The sequence below is a fragment of the Fusobacterium ulcerans genome (genome assembly GCF_003019675.1).
Taxonomy (GTDB): domain Bacteria; phylum Fusobacteriota; class Fusobacteriia; order Fusobacteriales; family Fusobacteriaceae; genus Fusobacterium_A; species Fusobacterium_A ulcerans.
Map to the genome: position 1 here is coordinate 3,258,239 of NZ_CP028105.1, position 25,701 is coordinate 3,283,939.

At 29.7% G+C, this 25,701-nt stretch carries 30 protein-coding genes and 1 riboswitch; of the genes, 3 read left to right on the top strand and 27 right to left on the bottom strand.

What is annotated here, in order from left to right; genetic code table 11:
- Nucleotides 1-173: 173 nt before the first annotated feature.
- The 16 genes from C4N20_RS15060 to C4N20_RS15135 all read right to left on the bottom strand — a co-directional run bounded on the left by C4N20_RS15060 (nucleotide 174) and on the right by C4N20_RS15135 (nucleotide 17,073).
- Nucleotides 174-920 (bottom strand): cobalt-precorrin-6A reductase, encoded by a 747-nt coding sequence (locus C4N20_RS15060; protein ID WP_005977116.1) that lies wholly within the window; start codon nucleotides 918-920, stop codon nucleotides 174-176.
- On the bottom strand, nucleotides 917-1,648 hold the full coding sequence (gene cobJ / locus C4N20_RS15065) for a precorrin-3B C(17)-methyltransferase (RefSeq protein ID WP_035960033.1): 732 nt from the start codon (nucleotides 1,646-1,648) through the stop codon (nucleotides 917-919). The genes C4N20_RS15060 and cobJ overlap by 4 nt, the downstream gene beginning before the upstream one ends.
- The gene (gene cbiG / locus C4N20_RS15070; protein WP_005977112.1) at nucleotides 1,641-2,627 is read right to left on the bottom strand and encodes a cobalt-precorrin 5A hydrolase; all 987 of its coding nucleotides are present in this window, start codon (nucleotides 2,625-2,627) and stop codon (nucleotides 1,641-1,643) included. Before cbiG ends, cobJ begins: the two co-directional genes overlap by 8 nt.
- Nucleotide 2,628: 1 nt before the next feature.
- Complete coding sequence (gene cobM / locus C4N20_RS15075) at nucleotides 2,629-3,387, bottom strand: precorrin-4 C(11)-methyltransferase (RefSeq protein WP_005977110.1); 759 nt, start codon at nucleotides 3,385-3,387, stop codon at nucleotides 2,629-2,631.
- On the bottom strand, nucleotides 3,366-4,088 hold the full coding sequence (gene cobI / locus C4N20_RS15080; protein ID WP_005977108.1) for a precorrin-2 C(20)-methyltransferase: 723 nt from the start codon (nucleotides 4,086-4,088) through the stop codon (nucleotides 3,366-3,368). Before cobI ends, cobM begins: the two co-directional genes overlap by 22 nt.
- Nucleotides 4,081-4,659, bottom strand: coding sequence for a precorrin-6Y C5,15-methyltransferase (decarboxylating) subunit CbiT (cbiT, locus tag C4N20_RS15085; protein WP_005977106.1), 579 nt, complete (start codon nucleotides 4,657-4,659; stop codon nucleotides 4,081-4,083). Before cbiT ends, cobI begins: the two co-directional genes overlap by 8 nt.
- A complete protein-coding gene (cbiE, locus tag C4N20_RS15090) occupies nucleotides 4,646-5,290 on the bottom strand; it encodes a precorrin-6y C5,15-methyltransferase (decarboxylating) subunit CbiE (protein ID WP_040490690.1) in 645 nt (214 codons plus the stop codon). Before cbiE ends, cbiT begins: the two co-directional genes overlap by 14 nt.
- Nucleotides 5,283-6,404 (bottom strand): cobalt-precorrin-5B (C(1))-methyltransferase CbiD, encoded by a 1,122-nt coding sequence (gene cbiD, locus C4N20_RS15095; protein ID WP_005977103.1) that lies wholly within the window; start codon nucleotides 6,402-6,404, stop codon nucleotides 5,283-5,285. The genes cbiE and cbiD overlap by 8 nt, the downstream gene beginning before the upstream one ends.
- Nucleotides 6,404-7,051, bottom strand: coding sequence for a precorrin-8X methylmutase (locus C4N20_RS15100; protein WP_005977101.1), 648 nt, complete (start codon nucleotides 7,049-7,051; stop codon nucleotides 6,404-6,406). Before C4N20_RS15100 ends, cbiD begins: the two co-directional genes overlap by 1 nt.
- Nucleotides 7,052-8,377 (bottom strand): cobyrinic acid a,c-diamide synthase CobB, encoded by a 1,326-nt coding sequence (locus C4N20_RS15105; RefSeq protein WP_005977099.1) that lies wholly within the window; start codon nucleotides 8,375-8,377, stop codon nucleotides 7,052-7,054.
- A complete protein-coding gene (locus C4N20_RS15110) occupies nucleotides 8,374-9,432 on the bottom strand; it encodes a pyridoxal phosphate-dependent aminotransferase (RefSeq protein WP_005977097.1) in 1,059 nt (352 codons plus the stop codon). The genes C4N20_RS15105 and C4N20_RS15110 overlap by 4 nt, the downstream gene beginning before the upstream one ends.
- A 12-nt stretch (nucleotides 9,433-9,444) precedes the next feature.
- Nucleotides 9,445-10,413 (bottom strand): adenosylcobinamide-phosphate synthase CbiB, encoded by a 969-nt coding sequence (gene cbiB / locus C4N20_RS15115; protein ID WP_005977095.1) that lies wholly within the window; start codon nucleotides 10,411-10,413, stop codon nucleotides 9,445-9,447.
- A 3-nt stretch (nucleotides 10,414-10,416) separates the two neighbouring features.
- Nucleotides 10,417-11,895 (bottom strand): cobyric acid synthase, encoded by a 1,479-nt coding sequence (locus C4N20_RS15120; protein WP_005977093.1) that lies wholly within the window; start codon nucleotides 11,893-11,895, stop codon nucleotides 10,417-10,419.
- Nucleotides 11,896-12,296: 401 nt separating this feature from the next.
- Nucleotides 12,297-12,474, bottom strand: a riboswitch (cobalamin riboswitch).
- Nucleotides 12,475-12,594: 120 nt separating this feature from the next.
- Complete coding sequence (locus C4N20_RS15125; protein WP_005977091.1) at nucleotides 12,595-14,448, bottom strand: ATP-dependent helicase; 1,854 nt, start codon at nucleotides 14,446-14,448, stop codon at nucleotides 12,595-12,597.
- 117 nt (nucleotides 14,449-14,565) lie between these two features.
- The gene (locus C4N20_RS15130; protein WP_005977089.1) at nucleotides 14,566-15,525 is read right to left on the bottom strand and encodes a Gfo/Idh/MocA family protein; all 960 of its coding nucleotides are present in this window, start codon (nucleotides 15,523-15,525) and stop codon (nucleotides 14,566-14,568) included.
- Between the two features lie 30 nt (nucleotides 15,526-15,555).
- Nucleotides 15,556-17,073, bottom strand: a complete 1,518-nt coding sequence (locus C4N20_RS15135) for an ABC transporter permease (RefSeq protein ID WP_005977087.1) — start codon at nucleotides 17,071-17,073, stop codon at nucleotides 15,556-15,558.
- Between the two features lie 157 nt (nucleotides 17,074-17,230).
- On the opposite strand from C4N20_RS15135, the gene C4N20_RS15140 reads away from it, so the two are divergent.
- Together C4N20_RS15140 and C4N20_RS15145 are read left to right on the top strand one after the other, a co-directional pair.
- Nucleotides 17,231-18,223 carry a DNA polymerase III subunit delta gene (locus C4N20_RS15140; RefSeq protein WP_005977085.1) on the top strand — a complete coding sequence of 331 codons (993 nt, stop codon included), beginning with the start codon at nucleotides 17,231-17,233 and terminating at the stop codon, nucleotides 18,221-18,223.
- 65 nt (nucleotides 18,224-18,288) lie between these two features.
- Nucleotides 18,289-18,873: an HdeD family acid-resistance protein gene (locus C4N20_RS15145; RefSeq protein ID WP_005977083.1), complete on the top strand. Its 585-nt coding sequence runs from the start codon at nucleotides 18,289-18,291 to the stop codon at nucleotides 18,871-18,873.
- A gap of 130 nt (nucleotides 18,874-19,003) precedes the next feature.
- Here C4N20_RS15145 and C4N20_RS15150 read toward each other — a convergent pair whose 3' ends face one another.
- From C4N20_RS15150 to C4N20_RS15195, 10 genes are all read right to left on the bottom strand, one after another.
- On the bottom strand, nucleotides 19,004-19,288 hold the full coding sequence (locus C4N20_RS15150; protein ID WP_005950442.1) for an HU family DNA-binding protein: 285 nt from the start codon (nucleotides 19,286-19,288) through the stop codon (nucleotides 19,004-19,006).
- A gap of 9 nt (nucleotides 19,289-19,297) precedes the next feature.
- Nucleotides 19,298-19,579: an HU family DNA-binding protein gene (locus tag C4N20_RS15155; RefSeq protein ID WP_005977081.1), complete on the bottom strand. Its 282-nt coding sequence runs from the start codon at nucleotides 19,577-19,579 to the stop codon at nucleotides 19,298-19,300.
- Nucleotides 19,579-20,007: a hypothetical protein gene (locus C4N20_RS15160; RefSeq protein ID WP_005977079.1), complete on the bottom strand. Its 429-nt coding sequence runs from the start codon at nucleotides 20,005-20,007 to the stop codon at nucleotides 19,579-19,581. Before C4N20_RS15160 ends, C4N20_RS15155 begins: the two co-directional genes overlap by 1 nt.
- Before the next feature lie 111 nt (nucleotides 20,008-20,118).
- Entirely contained in the window at nucleotides 20,119-20,514 is a 396-nt protein-coding gene (locus tag C4N20_RS15165; RefSeq protein WP_005977077.1) for an adhesion protein FadA, read from the bottom strand.
- A 49-nt stretch (nucleotides 20,515-20,563) separates the two neighbouring features.
- Complete coding sequence (locus tag C4N20_RS15170) at nucleotides 20,564-20,953, bottom strand: adhesion protein FadA (protein ID WP_005977075.1); 390 nt, start codon at nucleotides 20,951-20,953, stop codon at nucleotides 20,564-20,566.
- Between the two features lie 53 nt (nucleotides 20,954-21,006).
- Entirely contained in the window at nucleotides 21,007-21,540 is a 534-nt protein-coding gene (locus C4N20_RS15175; RefSeq protein ID WP_005977073.1) for a hypothetical protein, read from the bottom strand.
- On the bottom strand, nucleotides 21,537-22,070 hold the full coding sequence (locus C4N20_RS15180) for a hypothetical protein (protein WP_005977071.1): 534 nt from the start codon (nucleotides 22,068-22,070) through the stop codon (nucleotides 21,537-21,539). Before C4N20_RS15180 ends, C4N20_RS15175 begins: the two co-directional genes overlap by 4 nt.
- Nucleotides 22,071-22,106: 36 nt before the next feature.
- A complete protein-coding gene (locus C4N20_RS15185; protein ID WP_005977069.1) occupies nucleotides 22,107-22,349 on the bottom strand; it encodes a hypothetical protein in 243 nt (80 codons plus the stop codon).
- A 209-nt stretch (nucleotides 22,350-22,558) separates the two neighbouring features.
- The gene (locus C4N20_RS15190; RefSeq protein WP_005977066.1) at nucleotides 22,559-23,155 is read right to left on the bottom strand and encodes a tyrosine-type recombinase/integrase; all 597 of its coding nucleotides are present in this window, start codon (nucleotides 23,153-23,155) and stop codon (nucleotides 22,559-22,561) included.
- 400 nt (nucleotides 23,156-23,555) lie between these two features.
- A complete protein-coding gene (locus C4N20_RS15195; protein WP_005977064.1) occupies nucleotides 23,556-23,984 on the bottom strand; it encodes a hypothetical protein in 429 nt (142 codons plus the stop codon).
- A gap of 589 nt (nucleotides 23,985-24,573) precedes the next feature.
- Between C4N20_RS15195 and C4N20_RS15200 the strand changes: the two genes are divergently transcribed.
- Entirely contained in the window at nucleotides 24,574-24,939 is a 366-nt protein-coding gene (locus C4N20_RS15200; protein ID WP_005977062.1) for a hypothetical protein, read from the top strand.
- A 39-nt stretch (nucleotides 24,940-24,978) separates the two neighbouring features.
- Here the strand turns inward: C4N20_RS15200 and C4N20_RS15205 are convergent, their stop codons facing one another.
- Complete coding sequence (locus tag C4N20_RS15205; protein WP_005977060.1) at nucleotides 24,979-25,686, bottom strand: queuosine precursor transporter; 708 nt, start codon at nucleotides 25,684-25,686, stop codon at nucleotides 24,979-24,981.
- Between the last annotated feature and the right edge of the window lie 15 nt (nucleotides 25,687-25,701).

Genomic DNA, 25,701 nt, shown 5'->3' on the forward strand with positions numbered 1-25,701 from the left:
TTCTTAGGAGGATTTTTTTATAAAACATCTTGGGGAAAGATTTTATATGTTTAATATATCATCTTTTTGTGACAGTTGTGTGTCGAAAATCCTTCATATTTTTATTTTATGAAATTTTTTTATCACAAAAAAACAACTCCTTATTTTTAATTCCACAAGAAGTTGTTTTTAATTTATAATTTTATATTTTTTATTAATTCATCTATATTGTTGTAACAGTTAGGATATTGAATTTTAGGCTTATCTAAAAGTATTACTTCTATTCCTTTTTCATTACAGGCATCTATTTTTTCCTTTTCTCCCCCTGTATCTCCACCTTTTTTAGTCACTAAATATTTTATATTCAGCTGTTCTATCATGGCTTTATTCATATTCAAAGAGAAAGGTCCCTGCATAGCTATTATATTCTTTGGAAGTATTCCGTTATCTTCACATTTTTTTACCATATCCCATTTAGGAAGTATTCTAAAGTAGAATTTTTTCAATTCCTTCACTTCAGCAAAATGCTCTATATTGTTGCTTCCTAATGTTACCAGAATATTTCCTTCCAGCCCATCACAATATTTTACCAGATCATCTATATTTTCAAACTCACTAAATCTGTCAGGAATAATATGTATCTCTTCCCTCTCAAATCTATAGTAAGGAATGGAAAATTCTTCAGCAGCCCTCATAGCATTTTTAGATACTTCAAAGGCATAAGGATGGCTCATATCTACAATTATATCAATAGAATTTTTTTCTATAAACACTCTCATAGTTTCTAAAGGAAGCTTTTCAGATATCACTTTCACAGGAAGTCCTTCTAAAAGTTTTCCTCCATATTCAGTAGCTGTTGAAACAATGATATTTTTATCAGCAGATGCAAATTTTTCTAAGAAATCTCTTGAATCCTTTGTCCCGCCAATAACCCAGATCATAACTTATATCCTCTAGGTGTAATCATTTTATTGTCCTTTACATAAGACTTTGAATTTCCTATTATAACCACTGTAAACATATCTATTTCATGGTCTAGGAAATGCTCAAGGTCAGTCAAAGTATAGTTCTGATCCTCTCTTCCCACATGTCTTAACAATGCTACTGGAGTAGTTGGAGCTTTATGTCTCATCATTATTTCTCTTGCTTCTACAATTTGTGTAGTTCTTCCATTACTTTTTGGATTGTATAGAGAGATTACAAAATCTCCCTCACTTGCTTTGTCTATTCTCTTAGTAATTACATCCCAGTCAGTTAAAAGGTCACTCAAACTAATAACAGCCTGATCGTGCATTATAGGAGCTCCTACAAGGGCTGCTCCTGCTACTGATGCAGTTATTCCTGGTATTACTTCTACTTCTATTCCACTGTCAGCTGCTACTTCTATCATGATTCCTGCCATTCCATATATTCCAGCATCTCCGCTGCTGATTAATGCAACAGTTTTTCCTTCTTTTGCCAGTTCAAGAACTTTTTCACATCTGTCTATCTCTTTTTTCATTCCAGATACATAAAATTCTTTCTCTTTAAATTCATCTCTTACTAAATCCACATAAGTTGTATATCCTGCAATTATATCAACATTTTTAAGAATGTTGTAGGCTCTTACACTGATATCCTCCATATTTCCAGGACCTATTCCCACTACATATATTTTTCCTTTATTCATCATTAAAACTCTCCTCATAAATAGATACTGTCATTCCATTATAAATAAATTTATTTTCAATAAATTTCCCTTTTCCATTTGAAGCTAAAAGTGCACAAGGTTCAGATACACAAGATACCCCAATCTGTCTTTTTACAAATTCCGAGCCTTCAAATCTGTCTTCTACTTTCTTTATATCTTCTCTGGAAACTATGACCAACTCTTTTTTCAATAATTTACTGCTTTCTATGATTCCAGCTTCATCAGCTTTCAAATCAACAGTAGCTATTTTCTTTATGCTTTTAATAGAAAGATTATGAGCCTCCATAGCTTTTCTTATTCCTTCCATTATAATTTCTGTTTCTATCCCTCTTCTGCATCCTATACCTAGAATCAGATTTTTAGGATATATTCTTACAGTCTCTATTTTTTCTCTATTAGAAACTACTATTATTCCCTCTTCATTTGCATCACTGTTAAATTTTACATTTTTAGGAAGAAGAATATTTACCTCTTTTCCATCAACTATAAGGGAAGTAACATTTTTTGCCTTTTCAAGACTTTCCAGTTCCCCCTGCATTTTTTGAGAAAGAGTGTCCACAGCTATCTTTCCTGTTACATCTGAACTGGTAGTAATTATAGGAAGAAGTCCAAGTTTTTCAGCAGCTTCATTAGCAAGGTCATTTGCTCCTCCTAAATGTCCAGAAAGAAGAGAGATAATAAAATTCTCTCCTTCATCTGCAACTAATACTGCTGGGTCTATATCTTTACTTTTTATCAAAGAAGCTATTTTTCTTATAACAATCCCTGTAGCCATAATAAATATATGTCCTTCATATTGGCTGAACTTTTCATTTAAAACACTTGTAAAGTCATCCATTTGGATAGTATCTTCTATCTGAAATTTTTTCAATGTAAAAACATCAGCTTTTAATATCTCTCCATATTTCTTTCCTAAATGACCTGCTCCTCTTGTAACAGTCCACACAGCCAGTTTCATTTTACTCTATCCCTTTTCTGAATTCATGTGTGAAAGTTTTATCATATAGTTTAGATTTTTCATATTCATTTCCTAAGAAATCTCCAACTAATATTTGAGCTGTCTTAGATATTCCAGCTTCTTTCACAAGTTCCTCTATTGTTTCCAATGTTCCCATTACTACTTTTTGATCTTCCCAAGTAGCTCTTTGTACTACTGCAATAGGAGTAGTCATTGGATAAGAAGTAGCAAGTCTTTTTACTACATCTCCTATCATATGTACAGAAAGGAATATTGCCATAGATGCTCTGTGAGCTGCAAGACTTTCCAATGATTCTTTTTCTGGAACTGGTGTTCTTCCTTCTAATCTTGTACAGATTACTGTCTGTGATACAGATGGAAGTGTAAATTCTTTTTTTACTGCTGCTGCTGAAGCAAGGAATGAGCTTACTCCTGGAATAACTTCATATTCTATTCCATTTTCATCTAAGACATCCATTTGCTCTCTATGTGCACCAAATATAGCAGGGTCTCCAGTATGGACTCTGGCAACTTTTTTCCCAGCTTTTATTCCTTTTACAGTTACATCCATAACTTCTTCCAATGTCATAGAAGCTGAGTTATATATCTCTGCTCTCTCTTTATGACATTCTATTACCTCTCTTGGTACTAAAGAACCAGCATATATAATAATATCCGCTTCTTTTACTATTCTTTGCCCTTTTATAGTTATTAGTTCAGGATCTCCAGGTCCTGCTCCTATGAAATAAACTTTTTCCATTGTTCAATTCCTCCTTTTTTTAATAACATTGTAGAGAAATAATGAATATCATCTTTTTCCAAATGAGAAATATCAAAATATACTTCCTGATTTTCTTTTCCACAGTTAGAAACCAGTATTACATTTTCCATATTTCCTGTTTTTTCCAAAGCAGCTTTTAATCTGTCAAAGTTTCTGCTGACTTTCATAAATACAAGGTTATCGCTTCCTTCTATCTCTTTTTCTATATCAGTAGTTTCACTCAGACCGATTATTTTCAATGACTCATCTCCCATTACTATTGGCAGATTAAATCTTGAAGAGATATCAGCAAATGAAGAGATTCCTGGAATAGTTTCCACTTCATATTTTTTATCAAGATGCTCTAATATATATACATAAGTACTGTATGTCATAGTATCTCCTATAGTAAGGAATCCTACATTTTTACCTTCATCAAGTAATTTTTCTACAACTCTTGTATTAGCTTTTCTTCCCTCTACTCTGTCTAAAGGATTTTTCAGCATTGGAAATTCCATAAATACAAGTTCTACATCCTCTTTCAAATATTCTTTAGCTATTGTATAAGCTGTACTCCCCATATCTTTTTTTGCTTCTGGTAATATTACTACATCTAATTTCTTTAACGTCTTTATTGCTTTTAATGTGATTTGGTCAGGGTCTCCTACTCCCACTCCAATCCCATAAAATTTGTTATCCATTTACAATTTCCTCCTTCACAGCTGTTATTATATAGATCGGATTTTCTCCATACATCATAGTATATGGACCGACTTTCTTTCCTCTTGATACTGACATATTTACAACTTCTATATTATTAAAACCTTTTTCTTTCAATATAGTCATAGCACTATTTAGTGTTTCAAGTGTTATTGCATTTATAACCAATCTCGAATCAGGTTTAGAATACTTTATAAAATGTTCCACTATCTCTTTCATTCCACCTGTAGAACCTCCTATGAACATTCTGTCATAGTGTGTCTCTGGAATATCCTGTGGTGCTCTTCCATGTATAAGATAATAATTTTCCAAGTTAAATTTCTTTATATTTTCTCTTATTACTTCAAGCCCTTTTTCTTCCTTTTCTATACCTATTACTTTACCATCTTTTAAATATGTAGCGGCTTCTATTCCAATAGTTCCTGTTCCAGCTCCCACATCTATCAATACAGAATCTTCTTTTAATCTAAGTTTAGCAATTGATACTGCTCTCACTTCCTGTTTAGTCATTGGAAGTTCTCCATGTACAAATTCATCATCATAGATGTGCATAATTTTCTCCTTTTTTCAATATTACAATATTCATCTTAAATTCTCTGTTCAATTCTTCAAATTTTTCTATATTTACTCTTGTTATTATTTCATCAGGATAAGAAAGTCTTTCACCCACTATTATTTCTACCCCTCTTATTCCAGAGTTGTAGACATTTTTTCCAATAGTATAAGGAGTATTTTTTTCATCTGTAAGGAGAACTACTCCATCTTTTTCATCTATTGCCTTTACATAATCAAAATCTCTTCCGTGAGCACTTGCCAGAATAAAATTCTGCCAGCACTCTCCTATTTTTGAAAACATATATTGATAAGAGGAAATTCCAGGAATCACTTCCAGTTCTTCAGTTGAAAAATATTTCTTCAAAAATGGAAGAAGGCTGTAAAATCCAGTATCTCCTGATACAACTACTGTTATTTTCTTTTCTCTGTTATCTTTTATATAATCAATCAACTCCAGAAGTTTTCCTAAAGTATATTTCTCACAATTTTCTGGTAAAAGTACACCTATTTCTTCCAGCTGTCTTTTTCCTCCAATGGCGATTTCACACTCTTTTATAGCTCTCACTCCAGCTCCAGTAAGATAATCTAAATTTCCTGGTCCTAGTCCAACTACTCTTATCTTATTCAGCTACCTCACCTGCCAATTCATAGAATCCATCACTATATCCCAATGTATCTCCTTTGAATGAGAATATCAAAGCTTCACATCTTAAATCATCTGCTCTGCTGTATTCCATAACTTTTTTCTTTACTTTTTCTGCTATTACTGTGAAAAGCTCTCTTTTCTCTACATAGTCGCAAGCTTCTTCCACTGTATTAGCTTCCAGTATTTTTCTTATATTTTCATAGCTTTCTCCAACAAGAAAAGCATTTGCTCCCATTATTTCCATTCTTGCATCTGCTACTCTGCTGTGAGTATTAAATATTCCTCCAGCTATTTTTACAGCTTTTCCTATATGTCCTAGGAGTATTATTCTTTTGAACCCAAGCTTAACAGCAGAATCTACCATAAATCCCACAAAGTTGCTTATAACAATCATCTGTTCTAAGTCTAATCCCAGTCTTTCACAATAGTTTTTCCCATAATTTCCAAAGGCAAAAACTACCCAGTCTCTGTCTTTATCCATTCTTAATACTTTCAATTCAGCATACATTGAATCTTTCAAAGCTTCTTCACTCATAGGTTTTACTATTCCAGTAGACCCAAGTATAGATATTCCACCTTTTATTCCAAGTTTCGGATTAAAAGTTCTCAGGGATTTTGCTTTTCCCTCTGGAACATATATAGTTACTACAGCTTTTATATCTTTATCTTCCAGCAGTTCATTTACTACTTCTGATATCATCTTTTTAGGTCCAGGATTTATTGCTGATTTTCCTAAGGGTACTTGTACCCCTTTTTTTGTTGCTACACCTACTCCTCTTCCACCTACCAAGACAAATTTATCAAAATAATGTCCCTTTTCTATTTGGGGAAGTTCTTTTACTAGCTCCACCTTTGCACATATTCTAATACCATTAGTTACATCTGGATCATCTCCAGCAAATTTTACTATGGCACAAGTTGCAAAATTATTTCTTACTCTTAACTTAAACACAGGAATAGTCAAATCTACTCCATTAAGAGTAGTTATATCTATTTCAGAAGCTTCCTTTCCATAAAGAAGAGCTTCAAGTGCTGCTTTTGTTCCAGCTGCTGCACAAGTTCCAGTAGTATATCCGCTTCTTAATTCTTCTTCCATTAGAATCCCTCTCTTTGATACATCTGATAAAGTATACCATGAAGAATAGAAACTGCTACTGTACTTCCTCCTTTTCTTCCATTTATCGTTATATATGGAACTCCTAATGATTTAAAAGCCTCTTTTGACTCAGCAGCTCCGACAAATCCTACAGGAACTCCAACTACAAGAGCAGGTTTTTCTATTTCATTTCTTTCTATCATCTCTTTTAATTGATACAGAGCAGTAGGAGCATTCCCAATAAGGAATATTTTTGTAGAAGGATCTTTAGCTGCTTTTTCCATTCCTACTATTGATCTTGTAACTCCTCTCTCCTTTGCTTCTTTTGCTACTTCGCTGTCTGCTACAAGACAGTAAGCTTCGCAGTTGAATTTAGAGAGTACCATTTTACTTGCTCCATTAACTATCATATTTGTGTCGCAATATATTTTACACCCATTTTTAAGAGCTTCTTTTCCACTGTTTATTGCATCATTCATAAATTCTATCAAGTCTGCATATTCAAAATCCGCAGTAGTATGTATTACTCTTTTTATAACAGGAAGAGTTGTTTCATCAAATTTATTGATTTTATCTCCTAGTTCCTCTCCGATTATTTCAAAACTTCTTTTTTCTATATCTTGTGGTACTTTTATATAAGTATTCATTTATTTACCTTCCTTTTCTAATATATCTTTCAACAGATCAAAGCTAGTAAAGAAATGGATATGAGGATATCCTCCTTTTAATCCCTTTTCTTCAAATATACAGTTCCACTCTCTTCCATCTTTTTTTACAGCAGTATATTTTCTTGTATCATTTCCTATCTCTTTTATCTTTGAGTAATGAAATTCATGTCCTCTTCCAATAGCTTTATTTTCTTTCAATAGATTTATATAGCCAAATCTTGAGATATCAAGTCTGTTTCCCATTTTTATACTGCAATCTATTAAATTGCACATTGGAAATTTCGCTCCATCTAATGTCTCTATCTCTTTAGATAAAAACATAAATCCTCCGCACTCACCGAATATCTTTCCATTGTTATGATAAAATTCTCTTACAGATTCTATCATGCTTCTATTTTCAGAAAGCTCCTTTGCAAAGTTTTCAGGATACCCTCCGCCAAAGTATATTACAACTGCATTTTCAGGTATCTTTTTATCAGCCATAGGGGAAAAATATTCTATCTCTGCTCCTAAATATTCTAATAATTCTATGTTGTCGTTATAGTAAAAACTAAAGCCTCTGTCCTTTGCTATCCCTATTTTCAATCCTTTGTATCTGTCTTTTTCATTCTTAAAAGGATTTTTTACTGGTTCTATTTCTACTTTAGATGCTATTTCCAGCAAAGCATCTACTTCTATTGTTTCTTTTAATACTTCAGCAAGAGATGATATCTTAGACTTTAGATCTCCAATTTCTTCTGCCTGTAATAGTCCCAAATGTCTGCTATCTATATGAAGAGTTTCATCTTTAGGTACATACCCCAGACATTTTACATCTGTGTACATCTCTATTGCTTCTTTAAATATATCATATGTTTTTTTACTTGAAACTTTATTTATAATAACACCAGCTATATTCACTCTTTTATCTAATAATTGATATCCAAGCACTTGAGCAGCTATACTTGTACTTTTTCCCACTCCATCTACTACTAATATCACAGGAATTCCAAGAACTCTTGACAGATGTGCCGAGCTGTTGTTATCTAAAGAGTTATCTATTCCATCATAAAGCCCCATTACCCCTTCAACTATTGAGATATCTTTTTGGTGGTTATAGAAACTATACTTTACACCCTCTTCTCCCATCATAAATAGATCCAGATTGTAGCTTTTATTTCCTGTTATAAACTGATGAAATCCGGGATCTATATAGTCAGGTCCTGTCTTAAACGGCGATACATTTTCAAAAAGAGACATAAGTCCCATAGAAACTGTCGTTTTTCCTATCCCGCTGCTTATTCCTGCAAGCATAAAGGCTTTCATGCCATCACCTCTTTAAGAGCCTGTAACACTTTTATATTATTTTCTCTATTTTTTATTGCAAGTCTTATATACTGCTCATTTAAAAACATAAAGTTAGAAGCATCTCTTACTACTACACCTTTTTCTATCATTTCATCTCTTACTACAGATGAATTTTTCTTCAAAAGTTTTACTAGGATAAAGTTCACATTAGTTTTGAAAGTTTTTATATTTTCAATTTTACAGCTTTCTTCATAGAACCATTTCTTTTCTTCCTCTATCCAATTTTCAGTTGCTTCTATATATTCCTTGTCCCACAGCATAATTTTACCAGCTATATCAGCAAAACTATTTACACTCCATGGCTCTTTATATTTCTCCATCTTTTTCATTATCTCTTCATCATAAGTTATTCCATACCCTAATCTTACTCCTGGTACAGCAAAAAACTTAGTCAGTGCTCTCATTACAAAAATATTTTTATCCTCTAAAAGTACACTTGTCATATCTTCCCAGCCTCTTATAAATTCTATAAAAGCTTCATCTATAAACAATTTTATTCCCTTTTCAGATAAAACATCATTTATCTTTTTTATATTCTCCAAAGAAATAAAGCTTCCAGTAGGATTATTCGGGTTGCATATAACCACCAGATCACATTGAGGTACTTCTTTTAGAAAACTTTCTATATCTAAATTATAATTATTTTCTTCCAATAGAGGATAGTGAATTATTTCACTTTCCACACTGTCTAAAGCTCTTTTATACTCAGCAAAACTTGGAGATATTATCAATGTTTTTTTAGGCTTCATAGCTTTCATATACAAAAACAAAATTTCTGTTGCACCATTTCCAGCTATTATATTTTTAATATCAACTTTGTTATATCTTCCTATATTTTCTCTTAACTCTACATAGTCAGGGTCTGGATACTTTTCAAGAATATCAAAGTTCTCTATTATTGCTCTTTTGAAAGATTCAGGCACTCCCAGAGGATTTATATTAGAACTGTAATCTAATAATTCTCCCTTTCCCTCTCTTTTCAATCTGTAGATATTTCCTCCATGCAGATCCATCTTTTTCTCCTTCTACATCTTTTTTAGTAATAAATCTAATAAATAAGTAATCACTGTAAATAATACTATTCCCACCCATGAAGATACATAGAGAAGCTTTATAGCTTTCATAATATCTCTCAAATCAAAACTTTTCTTTTTATCTCCAATAGTTGGTTTTTCATATATCTTTCCAAAATAACTTGTCTTTCCTCCAAACTGCACTCCCAATGCTCCAGCAAATGCTGCCTCTGAGTTTCCAGAGTTTGGACTTGAATGATTCAATCTGTCTCTTGAAAATATTTTCCAAGCACCTTTATAATCAAATCTCAATATCATTGCTGCTAGAGGTATGATGAATCCCCCTGCTATTCTTGCAGGAATGAAGTTAACCACATCATCTGTTTTTGCAGAGACCATTCCAAAATCCATATATTTATCATTTTTGTAACCTACCATAGAATCAAGAGTATTTATTGCTTTGTATCCCATAGCAAAAGGAAGGGCAAGAGAAACTCCGTCTATATGTATAAAGCTTCCTAAAAAAGCAAAGAACATTGGCGCTATAACTCCATCTACACTGTTTTCGCTTATTGTTTCAAGAACGCTTCTTGTAATCTGACCAATATCCATATTTCCAGTATCTCTGCTTACAAGATAAGAAAGTTCTTTCTTAGCCTTTTCCAGATCTCCCTCTGTAAGTATTTTACATACTCTGAATCCTTCATCTGCCAGACTTTTTGTAGCAAGAGTAGTGTACAGAAAGAATATCTCCAAAATATATGAAATAGCTGATATATAGTAAGATACAATAAATGTAACTCCCACTACTATTATAGTAAGAAAAGCTCCTGAGATTTTTTTATTAGAAGTTTTATATAATATTTTTTCTAAAAAATTAATAAAGACTCCTATAATTCTCACAGGATGTGGAAACCAGTGGGGATCTCCAAATATTAAATCCATTACATATGCAATTCCATATTTCATTATAAAATTCATTTTCTACTCACCTAGTATTTCATATATTTTTTTCATATCTAAATTCTCTCTGAATATCTTTTCAAGCTTATCAAATTCCTGCTCTCTGTACTCATCAAAAGTTATTCCAGCTTCCATTTTCTCCAAGCCTTTTTTCTCTCTTATCTTATTTAGTATATTTCTTGTTACCTCTTCATTATCAAATATTCCATGAAGATATGTTCCAAATACATTATCTTTTACCACTGCAACTGTATGGTCATCATCAGTCACTGATTTTTCATTTCCAGCAGTAACTCCCTGATGTATCTCATATCCTTTTATTTTTACTCCATCCAGTCCTGAAATGATTCCAGCGGTATTTTTAAGCTCTCCAGAATACTGAGTAGTATTTTTTTCTTTTTCCATTATAGTTTCCATATCCAATATACCAAGTCCCGGTATCTCTTTAATGTCACTTTCGATTCCATATGGATCTTTTACTTTCTCTCCAAGCATTTGGAATCCACCACAGATTCCTATTACTGCTGTTCCTTTTCTTGAAGCTTTTATGATTTCAACAGCTATTCCTCTGTCTTTCAAATCTTTCAAATCATCTATTGTATTTTTAGAACCAGGTATGACGATCATATCCTCATCTCCCAATTCATCTGCTGAAGTCACATAATTTATGCTTACATCTTCCTGTATGCTTAGAGCATCTATATCTGTAAAGTTAGAAATATGTTTTAGTTTTATAACTGAAACTTTTATTCCCTTAGTGTCTTTTGATTTTTTAAATTTATCTGTTAAGCTGTCTTCATCTTCTATATCTACATCACTATATGGAAGTACTCCTACTATTGGGACTCCTGTAAGTTCCTCCAGTTTTTTCAGTCCCGGTTTAAGTATCTCTACATCTCCCCTGAACTTATTTATTATTACACCTTTTACTCTGGCTCTCTCTTCTGGTGCCATAAGCATTATAGTTCCATATACAGAAGCAAATACTCCTCCTCTGTCTATATCTGCAACTAAAATTACTGGTGCATCTGCCATGGCAGCCATTCCCATATTAGCTATATCTTCCTCTTTGATATTGATTTCTACTGGACTTCCTGCCCCTTCTATTACACATATATCAAAGTTTTCTCTGATTTTATTATATGAGTTCATTATTTCTGGCTTCAAAGTAAGTTTGAACTTTCCATACTCCATTCCGCTCATATTTCCAATAGATTTTCCATTTACTATAACTTGTATTTTTCTTGCAGTTGTAGGCTTTAATAAAATTGGATTCATGTAGGCTCTTGGTTCTATTTTTCCAGCCATAGCCTGAACTACCTGAGCTCTTCCCATTTCATCTCCATCTTTTGTTATAAATGAATTTAATGCCATATTCTGTGATTTGAAAGGAGCTACACTATATCCATCATTATAGAAAATTCTGCATAATCCTGTTACAGTTATACTTTTTCCAGCTCCTGATGATGTTCCAACTACCATTAGATTTCTATGCTTCATACCTACTCCCTCATGAATATTTTTATACTAAAAAAAGGTGCCATAAATACAGAAATATAATTTTAGAGTTTTTCCAGTAGAAATATTTATTATTAATTTTGTTCATAAAACGTAAAGAAGATAAGGATTACAACAGTTCCACTGTTGCATCTCAGTAATTATGGCAGTTAAAATTAACTGCTTAATTACTGGAAACTCATTTCTCTCAAACATACTGTTTTCTACATTTTATTCACTTCATTAATTACACAAATCTTTCTAATTTCCAAATCTCTAAAACTTAATCTAGCTTCTTGGTCACCTTTATCATTTTTAATATATTATTTTCAAGCACTTTTTTCTCCTCCAAATTTAATACTGGAGAGAAGTATAGTAAATATACACTTCCCGTCCCCGCAGGATAGTTAAAAGTTTTTAAGGCAGGTCTCCTGACTCAGACTCATTCTACTAACAGCCCTTCCCGAAATATTTCAGTGGTTAATCTGCTTTCGTCATCTTCACAGTGGCGGGACCGTGTAAGTTTTTCACTTAGCTTCCCTTTTAATTGCACATATGCAAACCCTAAAAAATTTATTTTTCACACACCAATTATACAAATTATTAATACTTTAGTCAAGCTTTTTAAATGGCTAAATCAGCAGGAACTATGCAGAAAATAACTGTATCGAAAGATATTAATCTATTTTATTTATAAAGAGGTTACTTTAAAAAAGAAGATTTTTTATCAAAATATCCAACTTTCTCATAAAAATATTCTGGGTGCAAAAGATAGAGATAACTCTTACCTCTGCTGCAAGCTACATAAAATAATCTCTTCTCCTCTTCCAGATTTTTTTCTTCAATATTGCTGGGAAAAACGCCTTCCAAAAGTGTTGGTATAAATACCGCTTCCCATTCCAATCCCTTAGAGGCATGAACAGATAGAACAGAGACTTTATTTTTAGTTATTTTTCCTTCAACAGCTAAAATACCTCTTAGCTCTCTAATATATATTTCTAAGCTTTTCTTTTCTTTTACACTACTCTTTATTGTTTTTAATTTCTCTACCTCTTCATTAGTAAAAATGGTTTTTTCCTTAATTATTTCAAACATTAGTTTTTCACATTTATTTAATATTTCACTTAAAGGGTAATCTGATATTTTATCACTTATCCTTATTATTCGATTTAAAACTTTATTGTCTATATTCTTTCTTTTCATTATATTTAATACAGAATAGGAATAATTCCTTGGCAGTACCTTTACCAATTCCTCCAGTTTTAAAATGTCTTCCTTATCATTCCATACTTCCAATATTTTTAAGTAAATATCTACAGGACTTCCAAAAGAAATCTCACTGTTCTTCTGTAAATTAAAAGGTATATTTTTCTCCTTCATTATTTTTTCCAACTTATTGATTATATATTTATTGCGATAGAGAATTGCCATTTCTTCATAAGGGATTCCTTTTTCTTTTAGCTCTTCTATCTTTCTGCAAATATATTCCCCTTGCTTTTCTTCATTTAGAAAGCCGATAACATGAGGTTTTTCTCCCTTCTTCATAGTTCCTTTTACATTTTTATTGTATTTCAAAAGGAACTTTTTAGATATTTTATTTGTATACTCTATTATTTCATCACTGCTTCTATAGTTTTTTTCCAATTTTATCATCTGACTATTAGGAAAATCCTTTCCAAATCTAAGTATATTTTCAAAGTCTGCACCTCTGAATCCATATATACTTTGGTAGTCATCTCCCACTGCCATTATATTTCCATTTGTTCCAGCCAGCATTTTTAAAAATTCCCTTTGAACAGAATTAGTATCCTGATACTCATCTACTATGATATATTTATATTTTTCTCTTAATAACTCAAGAAAAACTTTATCTGTTTTTAATTTTCTCAATACTTTTTCTATTAAATCTTCAAAGTCATACATTTGAAACTCTTTTTTGAATCTCCTGTACTTTATTTTTAAAAATTCCAGCTCCTCCAAATAACCTTTCTCTTTTTCATTTAAAAATTCTGACATATCTTTTTTTCTGCTTCTTGCAGCTTCAAATATTTCAATTACTCTTTTTTCAGAAAGAAAGTTACCCTTATTTTTATCTTTTAATGAATATTCACGAATAAGGAGGCTTATCACAGTACTATTTCTATTTTCATCTATTATATTTAATTTCTCTATCCCAAATATATTTTTATATTTAATGAGGAGTTCAGCACAAAGGGAATGAAATGTTGAAATTGACACTTTATTTTCTCTATTTTCAGTAAGGTTTTCCAATCTCTCTTTCATTTCCAAAGCAGCTTTTTTAGTAAATGTAAGCATCAAAATATTTTCTTCTGCTAATCCCTTTTCTATCATAAAGGCAGTCCTATATACTATAGTTCTTGTCTTTCCAGAGCCTGCTCCAGCTATCACCAAATATTGTCCTTCTATAAATGTCAGTGCTCTTAGCTGCTCTTCATTTAATTCTTTGGAATAGTTTATCCTATACTGCCCATTTAAAATATTTCTATCAAAGTCTTTTATCTCACGTTTTTCCAGTTTTTTTACAAGATATTTCAATTCCTCTTCAATTTTATTTTTTTCATTATTACTGCTTTTCCTAAAAAATTTTATATCTTCCTTTTCTTTCTCCTTCTGAAATACCTTTAAAAATGTTTCAAATATTTTACTCTCCTCCTAGTTTTTATTAGCCAGATTCTCCATAATTTCAACTACTTTTCTTGAATTTTTATGGCTGTTTACATCAGATTCAAGTTTCTTTCCTTTGATAAGATTTATAAATTCCATTGCTTCATAAACCATATCATTTTTATGAATATCTATTTCTATTTTTTCTTCTCTTCCATCTCTATATACTATTTTTACATCTTTCACAGTGGAAAGTTTTCCAATTATTATTGATCCCTTTTCTCCCTGTATTTCTGAAGGTGTTTTTGAATCAGTTATTTTTGAATATGTAATGCTTGCTATTTTATCACTGTACTTTAAGATTATATTTCCATATCCATCTGCTCCGCTGCTTACCAGATAGTTTCCTCCCATATATTCCTCTGGTATTCCAAACATACCAATAGTAAAATACAATGGATAAACTCCTATATCGTATAACGCCCCACCAGAAAACTTAGGATCAAATATATTTGTAAGCTCCCCTTTTTTCAAATTGTCATATCTTGAAGAATACTGACAATAGCTGGCTGATATACCTCTTACTGGTCCTATTTTCTCCAAGCTCTCTTTTATTACATTAAAATTTGGATTCAGTGTGGGTCTCATAGCTTCCATCAATACCACATTATTTTCTTTTGCTGTTTTTATCATTTCGTCTAATTCTTTTACAGTTGGAGCAATAGCTTTTTCACAAATTACATGCTTTCCATTTTCCATCATTTTTATAGCCTGTGATGGATGAAGTCCATTTGGAGAAGCAATATATACTGCATCTACTTTTTGACTTTCAGCCATTTCCTCCAATGAAAGATATATTGTTTTTATATCATGTTTTGTAGCAAAATAATCCCCTTTTTCTACACTTCTTGAATATACTGCTGTTACTTCACATTTTTTTATAGTTTTCAGTGCCTCTACAAATTTATCACTTATACAGCTTGTTCCTATTATCCCGAATCTTACCATTTTTTCCCTCCATGAATTATATATTTGTTATTAATCTCGATCTTTTAAGTATTCCCCTAAAATAAACAATGAAAATACTATTAAAAGTATCACTGAACTAAAGGCTGCACTTTCCAGATATTTTTTATTGGATACCAGAGAATAGTTTACCAGTGAAGCAACAGGGACTATATCCCCTAACTGCATAGTGTACCCTATTGTAAATTCTCCAAATACAATTGCGAATATCTGTAAAAATGCTGACAAAAAAATATTCTTTAAAATTGGAAACTCTATATATATAAATCTTTCAAATCCATTACTGCAATCCAATAGTGAACTTTCAAGAAGATTTACAGGAAATTTTTTTATATATTGATACATAAAGGAATATCCTATTGGAATACTTACCAAAATATATCCTATTCCTAAAAGCACGAGCAGAGGAATATTAAAAAGTACATTGAGATAAAAAAGTGCCACTGCTAAGAAAGCTCCTGATATTCCAAGATTTGAAAAAATTATTACGTCTGTTATTCTGCTGTAGTTTTTTATTATAAAATAGATGACAATTATTGAAATAAAACTCACTGCTGCTGATATTCCTATAGAATTCATTATCCCTCTTATCACTTCATAATCTTCATTAAAGCTCTTTGAGAATATTCTCATATATGCTTTAATTGAAAATTCTCCAGTATAATAATTATAGAAAGAAAAAAGAAAACTTGAAGCAACAATTAAATATTGTAAGAATAGATAAACTATTGAATATCCTCTAAAAAATATATTCTGTTTTTTATATTCCTCTTCTCCTTCCAGTTCATATTCTTTTACAAATACCCCAGTCAGATTAAGTATTATCAATATAAAAAACTGAATCATTCCAAATATCATTGCTTTTGAAAAATTAAGCTCTCCCATGAGGGTAGATGCTATCTCCACTTCTAAAGTAGAAAATCTTATTCCTCCAAGAGACAGAATTATTCCAAATCCTGTAAAGCAATATGTAAATACTAAAATAAATCCTCGAAATATTTGTGGGAGTATCAAAGGAAGCTGTCCTGAAAAAAATATTCTTATATTTCCTGCCCCTTCCATTTTTAATGCCTCTGTGAGTTCCTTAGGCACTCTTTTCAGCCCTTCGCTGATGTACTTGATAAATATAGGCGAGTTGTAAAATACATTGGCTATTATGATAGCTTTAAGAGAGTACAGTATTCCCAGTCCTTTAAAAAATTCCATATTAAAAATAATCGAAAATATTGTCACTGTAGATATTATTGGAAAAAAGAAGGGGATAAAAAGAAGACCATGAAGAAGCCTGCTTACTATCCCTTTTTCATAAGCTGCAAAATATGCTGGTATGATTGCTATAGCAAGAGCTGCCATTGTTGAATAGAATCCCTGCTTTATTGAAAATAAAACTATATCAAGAGTTTTCCTCTCAAAAAAAATACCTGTATCTTCTATTTTAAAAAAATCTCTCATAAAAAAATATAAAGGTATAAACCATACTAAAGCATAAAGTACATTTATATAAATTTTTGTTTTTTCTCTGTTTTTCATTCTAGAATTCCTTTCAAATTTCACTTTCTAATCTATTATATCATTATATCAAGTTTCTCTCAATCTCTCTTTAATAATCCCTTTATAATCTTTTTTTCTTATGATATACTTAACTATATGATAAATTTTTAATATAACTCATTTTCAAGGAGGAAAAATGCTTTATTTTTTACATGGTGATACTTCCCCTCTTCAAATAAAATATGAAGAGTTGTTAAATAAAATTAAGAATGAATTTTCAAATATCCCTGAAAAATATTTTGATGCTTCACAAAAAGAAGATGAACTGTTTCTTCAGGCTGTTTCTACAAATTCTATTTTCAATCCAAAGGAATTATTGATTTTGAGAAGAGCAGAAGATATAAAGAATATTGAAAGTTTTTTTAAATCTTTAAAGCTTTTCAATCTTTCCCAGAAAGAAATTATTATAGTATATGAAGAATTTCTGAATGACTATGGAAAAATTAAAAATCCATTATCTAAAAAAGCTCTGGACTCTATTGGAGAAATAGCACAGATAATCTGCTATAGAAAAGAAAATGAAAAAAAAGCCATTACTTTTTACTTACAGCATGAATTGAATGTATCTGAATATGAAGCTGAAAAATTTGTAGAGATTATTGGAGATGATTTTTTCAAAATAAAAAACGAAGTTGAAAAAGTTAAAAATTATTTAGATGGAGATATATTTAATTTAACTAAAGTTATGCCTATCCTTTCCATCACTAAAGAATATAATCACAGAACTCTTATAGAAAATTTTCTTTACAATAGAAATGCTGCACCTCTTTTAGAATTTCTTCAAAAGGAAAAAGAATATATGGGATTCCTATATATGACTACAGAAGAACTTCTTCTTAATCTTAAACTTAATTATCTTTCAAAAGAATCAATAATAACTAAAAATACCTCTTACAAAAAATTTAATGATTCTATTTTTGAAAATACAAAAAAATATTTTAAAAAAGATAATGGATTTATGCATCCCTATCAGATATTTTTAAAATTTAAGAATATAGATATATTTAAATCAGAATTTATAGAAAAAAAATTAGAAGAACTTTTACAGGCTGAATATAGTATAAAAAATGGTACCTTAGATGATGAAATAGCAGTGGAAACTCTTATATTAAATTTTTTTACTGATTAAAAAGGAAAATTCTATTAAATTCGAATACCTAAATTAGACAAAAAATTTTACTGGGAGGTAGTCTTATGGCTAATGAAAAGTCTTATATTGATATGTTTGATTTAGGAGGTTCTTTAAAAAAGATATGGTATTACTATCTTATCATTGGTATTCTTCTTGCAATAACTGGATTAATTGGAATAGTTAATCCCCTTGGATTTTCAATTTCACTTATTTATGTTTTAAGCTGGAGTTTCTTATTGATAGGACTTCTTAATATCTATTATGCTTATCAAGGAAGAAAAAATAAATATTTCCATTGGGGAATAGTATTGGTAAGCGGTATAATTGATATCCTTGCTGCTGTCTCAATATTTTACAATCCCTTTGAAAGTGCTGTAATACTTCTTATATATTTAGGTATACTTATGTTGTTCAGAGGTTTCTCTCTTATATTTACTAGAGGAAAAGCTGTTGCAGATGAAATACCAGAAGTACATAGTATCAGATCTATTTTAATTGTAAGAGGCATTCTTGATATCATCTTTGGTATCTTATTAGTTATATGTCCTCTTTTAATGGGATATATTCTTCCTGTAATCATTGGATTCTATCTTTTATTTATGGGAATATTATTTATAATCTACAGTATTCAAGTAAAAAGAGCCTAGAAATAGAAAGAGACAGATTTAAATTTATAAATCTGTCTCTTTTTCAATTACATTACTTGTCTTAGAAATGCAATATACTCTTTATCTTTACCGTTAAACTCATAATTAGAGATAAAAAATATTTAATAGCTTATTTTTTATCTTGAATTTTGTCTTTTAGTTTGAATGAAGCATTAAATTTTACTTTCTTCATTTCAGTTGTCTGCATAAGCTCTCTTGTTTTTGGATTGCTTATAGTTTTAGGTTTTATATTTCCAACAGTAAATACTCCTTTGTTGAAGAATTGTACTTTACCATCTTTTTTTAAACCAGCTTCTATAATTTCCAAGATTGCTTCTACATCTTCTTTTGCTTCTGCAATTGTTAAATTATTTAATTTTTTTCTGTATAGTTTAATAAAATCTTTCTTATTCATAGTACCCCTCTAGTCAACATTGATATTTTCTTTAAGTATTTTTCCCTGTCTGAAAACCAATTTATTTTTAGGTAAAGTTTTCTTAATTTTCTTTATTCTTGGATCACAGTATTCTCTAGCTCTTACAGGTTTTATTTCAAATATTCCCCATCCTTTGAATACTAATTTTTTATCCTCTTGTAATATCTCCTCTACAGTTTCCCAAAAAGTTGAGATTCTATGTTGAGCTTCTTTCAAGTTTTTAAGATTTCTTTCATCTTTATAAACTTTGATAAAATCCTTCTCTTTCATTATTCCCTCCCTAAGTCGTTTTTCTCGCTTTCTTTTGAAAAATTATCTTCTGCTAGTGTTCTAGGAAGAAATTCAATAAACTTTTTAAATCTCTGATCATTTAATTTTAAATTCTTGATTATTACAGTTTTATTTTTAGCTGAGTAAATATTTATAATACTGCTTTCCTCTTTTTTCTCCAACAATATTATTATATTGGAATTCTCTTTATCTTCTACTGCATTTAAATATTTCATTTCCAAATATTTACCCATAAGTATCTGCTCTTTCAACCACTGTATATTACCTAAGAATTTATAATAGAATCTCACTCCAATTTTATTATTCAAATTTCTTATTGCTAAAACAGTTTTTAACTTAATAAAGATAAATACTATTAAAAATATAACTACCAAATACAAAATCAATTTCGAGTCTAAATAATTCATTTTTATATCCCACTTTCTCTATCTCTATTCAATCAATGAGAGAGAATTAAGAGCTAAAGCTCTTAACATCCCACTCATATAACTATACCTAAGAGGATATAGTTAAACAAATTACTCTGCTCTTAAACTTTTCAATTGATTAAATTCGAATATTTTTCTTTCTTCTACTTTTGATTGTTTATCAATTTCTGTAAGGAATCCTTGGTATTGCTTTAATAAGTTTTTCATTTCATTAGAGTAAATGCTTCTTCCTTCCATAGAAGTCATGTAGTTGATTCTTTCTCCACATTTATTTCTAAGATTTGTAAGAGAGTTAAGATTATTTTGAGCTGATTTTGCTATTTGCTCCTCTTCTTTGAATCTCTCATTTTCTTTTTGCTCAAGCATTTTTAATTCTGCTTCTAATTGAGAGAATCTTGAATCCACTCCTGCTGCCGGTGCTGCTAATGATACGCTCGATACTAGTAATAATGCTGCTCCTAATAACATAGTTGTTTTTATTTTCATAATAATACTTTCCTCCTAGTTTTATTTTCTTTAGTAATTTAAACGCTTATTATTTTCCTTCTTTTACAGCTTGTAATTGTTGGAATCTGTTGATGATACTTTCTTGCTCTTTCATTTGTCCTTCTAATTCTCTAAGGGCATCTTGATATTTTTTAGCTAATTCTCCATATTGCTCTTTGTAGAATTTAACATCCTTGATTTGTCCTAATTTTGCTGATTTAGTAGAGATTTGATTATATAATTCTCTTTGTTTAGCTAAAGTTGCTTTTGCAGTTTCAGCTATTTGCTTTTCAGAGTTATATCTCTCATCCTCTTTTTGCATAAGCATTTTATATTCTTGCTCAAGAGTGTTGAAACGACTTTCAAATTCTGCTGTCACCCCTGTAGAAAATGCTGATGCTGATAATAAAATTGTTCCTGCTACTAATAGTTTTTTCATGTTTACCTCCAAGTTTATAATATAGTTTTGTTTAGAAAACTTTTTTAGCGTTATTATTTGTTTAGTTTTTCCAATTCAGCAAGTCTTTTTTGCAATTCAGCAAGTCTTTCCTTACTTACATTTTTTCCATCCAGTTCATTATTTATCTCAATTATTTCTCTAAATATCTCTTCTCTAGACAATCTTTGATCTTTAAGAGCCTGTTCTTTTGCTGCTGCATCTGCTGCTGCTTTTTCTTTAGCCTCTTGAGCTCTTAAAATTTCCTGTCTTTTTGCTTCTTCAGCTTTTTCTTTCATTGCAGCTTCTTTTTCTAAAGCCTTTTGTCTCATTTCAGCTTCTTTGATTGCTGCTTTTTCTTTCATTTCAGCTTCCTTTTGTTTCATCGCTGCTTCTTCTGCTAATGCTTTTTGTCTTAGCTCTTCTTTTTTAGCAGCTTCTTCTTTTTCTTGTCTCTCTATTGCCAATCTAACTAGTCTTTCTCTTTGCATATCTCTTTCAGACATATTAGAAGTATTTGGGTTTCCTGTATTGCTGTTAGAGCAGCTTATTAATAGTAAAGAACTCAAAATTATAAGTAATTTTTTCATATCTTTTCCACTTCCTTCCCATCAATTTTTTCAGCTTGTTCATCTTTAATGATTCCCTCTTTTTTTAAGATATCATTTAACTTATATTTTTCAATTATAGAATTATAGTAATCTACTTGTGCCTGATTATATTTTTCTACAGCTAGACTTTTATATAGTATTGGAAGCATTTCCTCTAAAGGTTTATCATCAAATTGATCTTTATGTCTTTTATAAAAATCTGCTGCTTCTTCATCGTTAATTTGTGTTTTGCTTTTTAATTCTCTTTCAATAAAATAATTTATTTTAAGTTGGTTTTGAGCTATTTGAATATTTTCAAGCTCTTCTGGTGTAAATTCAGCTTTTTTTACCTCTTCTAACAATGCTTTATAAACCAGTATTCTTGCAACTTCATCTTTATCTTTTTGTTTTTCTTTCTCAGATAAAGTTATTTGTGTTGGAGCATTATTATTAGTTTTGTTTGTATCATTACAACCTGTTATCAGTATCCCTGCTGCGATAATAGATACTATCCCGCAAATTTTTTTCATTAAAATCCTCCCAGTATTTTGTTTTAAAGAAAATTATTATTTCATTTCTTTAATTTTTTCTTTAATTCTCTGAATTTCATACTCATTTCTTTCTTTTTCTGTCATTCTAGAGATTTCAGCAGCCTTTCTAGCTTGCTCTGCTTCTTTTTCCCTTTGTCTTTCTTGATATTCTCTTCTTCTCTGATTAAGAATATCTAAAGGGTCATCACTACTCTCTTTAGCATTTGAACAGCTAACAACTAAAATGGCTGATAGAAATAAAAAACTTAATTTCTTCATAATTCCCTCCCAAATCGATCTTATTCGTAATTTATAATGATTAAAAGGATCTGCAAATCCTTTTATTAAATTACGTTTTTTCATTAGGTAATAAAAATATCTTATATTAACCATTTCTTTTTTTTATGATATCGTATTTTTGAAAATAAATCAACTGTTTTTTTTAAATAAATTAACTATTTTCTTTCTATAAACTTAAAAAATTGAACTCATATCTTGAATTTATCGTATACTTTGTTAATCATTTCTTGCTCTATTCCTATATACTTTAATGTTTGTTCGGCAGAAGAGTGATTAAATATAGACATTACCAGAGCTATATCTAAAGTTCCTCTATAAACTGTATGCCCCCAAGTTTTTCTTAGAGAGTGAGTCCCAATAGGATATGCAATGTTCAAATCTGCTTTAGCCTGATTCAAATACTTACTTATTGAAACCGTTGAAATAGGCTTGTCAAACAGTTCTTTTACATATTTTCTATTTAAAGATTTAAATAAAAACCCCTTTTCTTTAGAATAACCCAATGTTTCATAATAGTTCTTTAATTCTTCAATTGACCTCTGACAAACTGTATTTAATTTAATCTCTCTCATCTTTTTAGTTTTCTTTTCTTTTAACTTTACTACATATTCACTGTTTATATCTTCAAATCTAATTTTAGACAAGTCAGAAATTCTTAGTCCAACATTTACCCCTATATTTATCAGTGCTAAAATTACTACTTTATCGTTTAATTTGAAATATTTTCTTAATTTTTTTAAATCTTCCTTACAGATGTATTTTACTTCTTGTCCTCTTTTGTCCATTTTTTTCTCCTTTTTTGATTTTTTTGAAAATTATGATAAATTCATCAATAGATCGTTGTTAATGGTTAATATAAGATATTTATATTAACCATTATTTATTTGTTAATTCTTATATACTAGCTATTATAAAAAAAATACTTTTTTCCTTTTAAAAAAATATTTTTTTTGATAAAATACTATGAAAATTATATAAAACTCGTTTTTAAACATTTTAAAAACTTTTTAAATTTTCTTTATATGTTTAAAAACGTATTATTACACAAAAACCTATTTTTTTATCTATTTTTCTAATCAATAAAAGTTCTGATCTAACAAGAAATCTAAATACTTTAATAAAAAAACCTGACTAATTCTTTAAAGTCAGGTTTTTATTTTATAGTTTTAACCTAAATTTATTATCTTATTCTTTTGTTTCTATTTCCTGATTTTTCTCTTCACCAGTATACTCTTTTAAAATTTCATTTAATTTATGCTTTTCTATTATTTCATTAATTGCTACAAGCTTACCTTCATTAATTTTTTGATTTATTAAAGCTTGTTGAAGTTGAGGATATACTTCCATTATAGTTTTATCTTTTAAAATTTCAGTATTATTTTTATATACTTCTAAAAGTTCATAATCAGATATTGTAATGTTGTTTTGTGCAATAGTAGTCAAATAAAACTCAATTTCCATATTTAATTTTAATTCCTCCAGATGCTTTTCTTCTTCAGCAGTATATTTTTTTTCTTTCATTTCATTTAAAATGGCTTTTCTTACAAGCAGCTGTGCTATTGCATCCTTGTTCTCCCTTACATTTTCTAATTCTTTTTCTGTTAGTTTTATCATCTTCTCTCCTTTAGATATTTTATTGTACAGATAATTTTTCTTTCCCAAAATGTTGTTTTTTTCTTTGATTAATTTAAAATATTATTTTATTTTTTTTAAACCACCACCTCTTTTGTTCATTATTTAGAATTTTATAAATACTTGTTTGTTTTTTGTGTGACAATTTCAGTAACACATAGTTATTATAACATACAAAAAACAAAATAACATTTTTACAAAAAAATAATCAACTAAATAACATTCTATAACTTTAAAAAATATTGAATAAAATTTTTTTTATTTTTTTCCATACAACATTTGCCTAAAAAAACTATCTAAGCTTCTTTTTTATTTTCATTCAAATCAATTATATTTTAAATTCTTTTTTTTATTTCCATTAGAATAGTAATCATAAAAATATAAAAAATTTTTTATTATAGCTTCATTTATGTGAAATTTTTGTCACAGAGATACTAATTTTTTTTATTTATATTTTATAAAAAATAAAATAATGTTTTATGAAGCATAAATATTTAATTAATATGTTTAAATACAGCAATAAAAATGTTATAATTTTATTATAATATATTATAATATTAGAGGTGAGAACATGACAGAATTAGAAAAAAAAGAGTTATGTGAAAAGTTTGATGTAAATACTTTGATAAATTATCTTGAAGATAACAATAACCTTGTAGTAAAGTTTTTGTTTAGTGAAAATGAGCACGACTTTCCTTTGGAAATATTTGATATTCTTCTTAGAGAAGTTCAGCTTTTAAAAAAAGTATGTGACAATATGGAAGAATGGAAAGATTTAATAAAAGTATATACAAAGAATATCATCTCTGTAAAAGAAGATTTAAAACTATTTTTTTTCATTCAAAATGGAGAAATTATGAGTATCCCTGTATCAGATGAAGTAAGAGAAAAACTCGAAAATAAAGTAAGTCTTTGGATTGATGAAAGTTTAATATAACAGCAAAAAAGAGGAAACATAAATTTTCCTCTTTTTAAATTACAATTCTGCTTCTTTTATTTTACCACTTATTTTTAGATAATTAGCAATATATACAAAAGGTGTATCAAAAACTGCTACTATAAATTTCATACAGTAAGTAGTGATGAATATTTCTATTAGCACCTCTCTTGGATAAACTCCCCAGAAAGCTATTAATGTAAAAATTGTATTATCAATAAGCTGGCTTATCATTGTACTCATATTATTTCTGATCCAGATATGTTTTCTTTCACTAAATTTTTTTCTCCACATTTCATAGGCCCATATATCATGACTTTGAGATATCCAATAAGAAACAAGTGAGGCTATTGCTATTCTCGGCATAAAATCAAATATTCTTTTTACACCATTAAAAGTAAGCAGTCCTTCTTCTACATTAGATGGAGTAAAAGCTACAGCTACCTGCATTATTAATGTCATTACCAGCAATGAAAAGAATCCTATTTTTACAGCTTTTTTAGCATGCTCCTTTCCATAATTTTCTGCTAATATATCAGTTACTAAAAATCCTCCAGCATAAAGTATATTTCCCAAAGTAGTTCCGAAACCAAATAAATCAACCAGCATAACTACTTGAATATTAGCCAGTATTGTAGATATTGGTATCCAGATATACAGTCCTATTTTCCCAAATTTAGAATAAGCAAATATTATTGCTAAAAAGTTTATCAGCAGCATTACTGCCCATAAAAATTCATTTCTCATTTTTCCTCCTGTAAG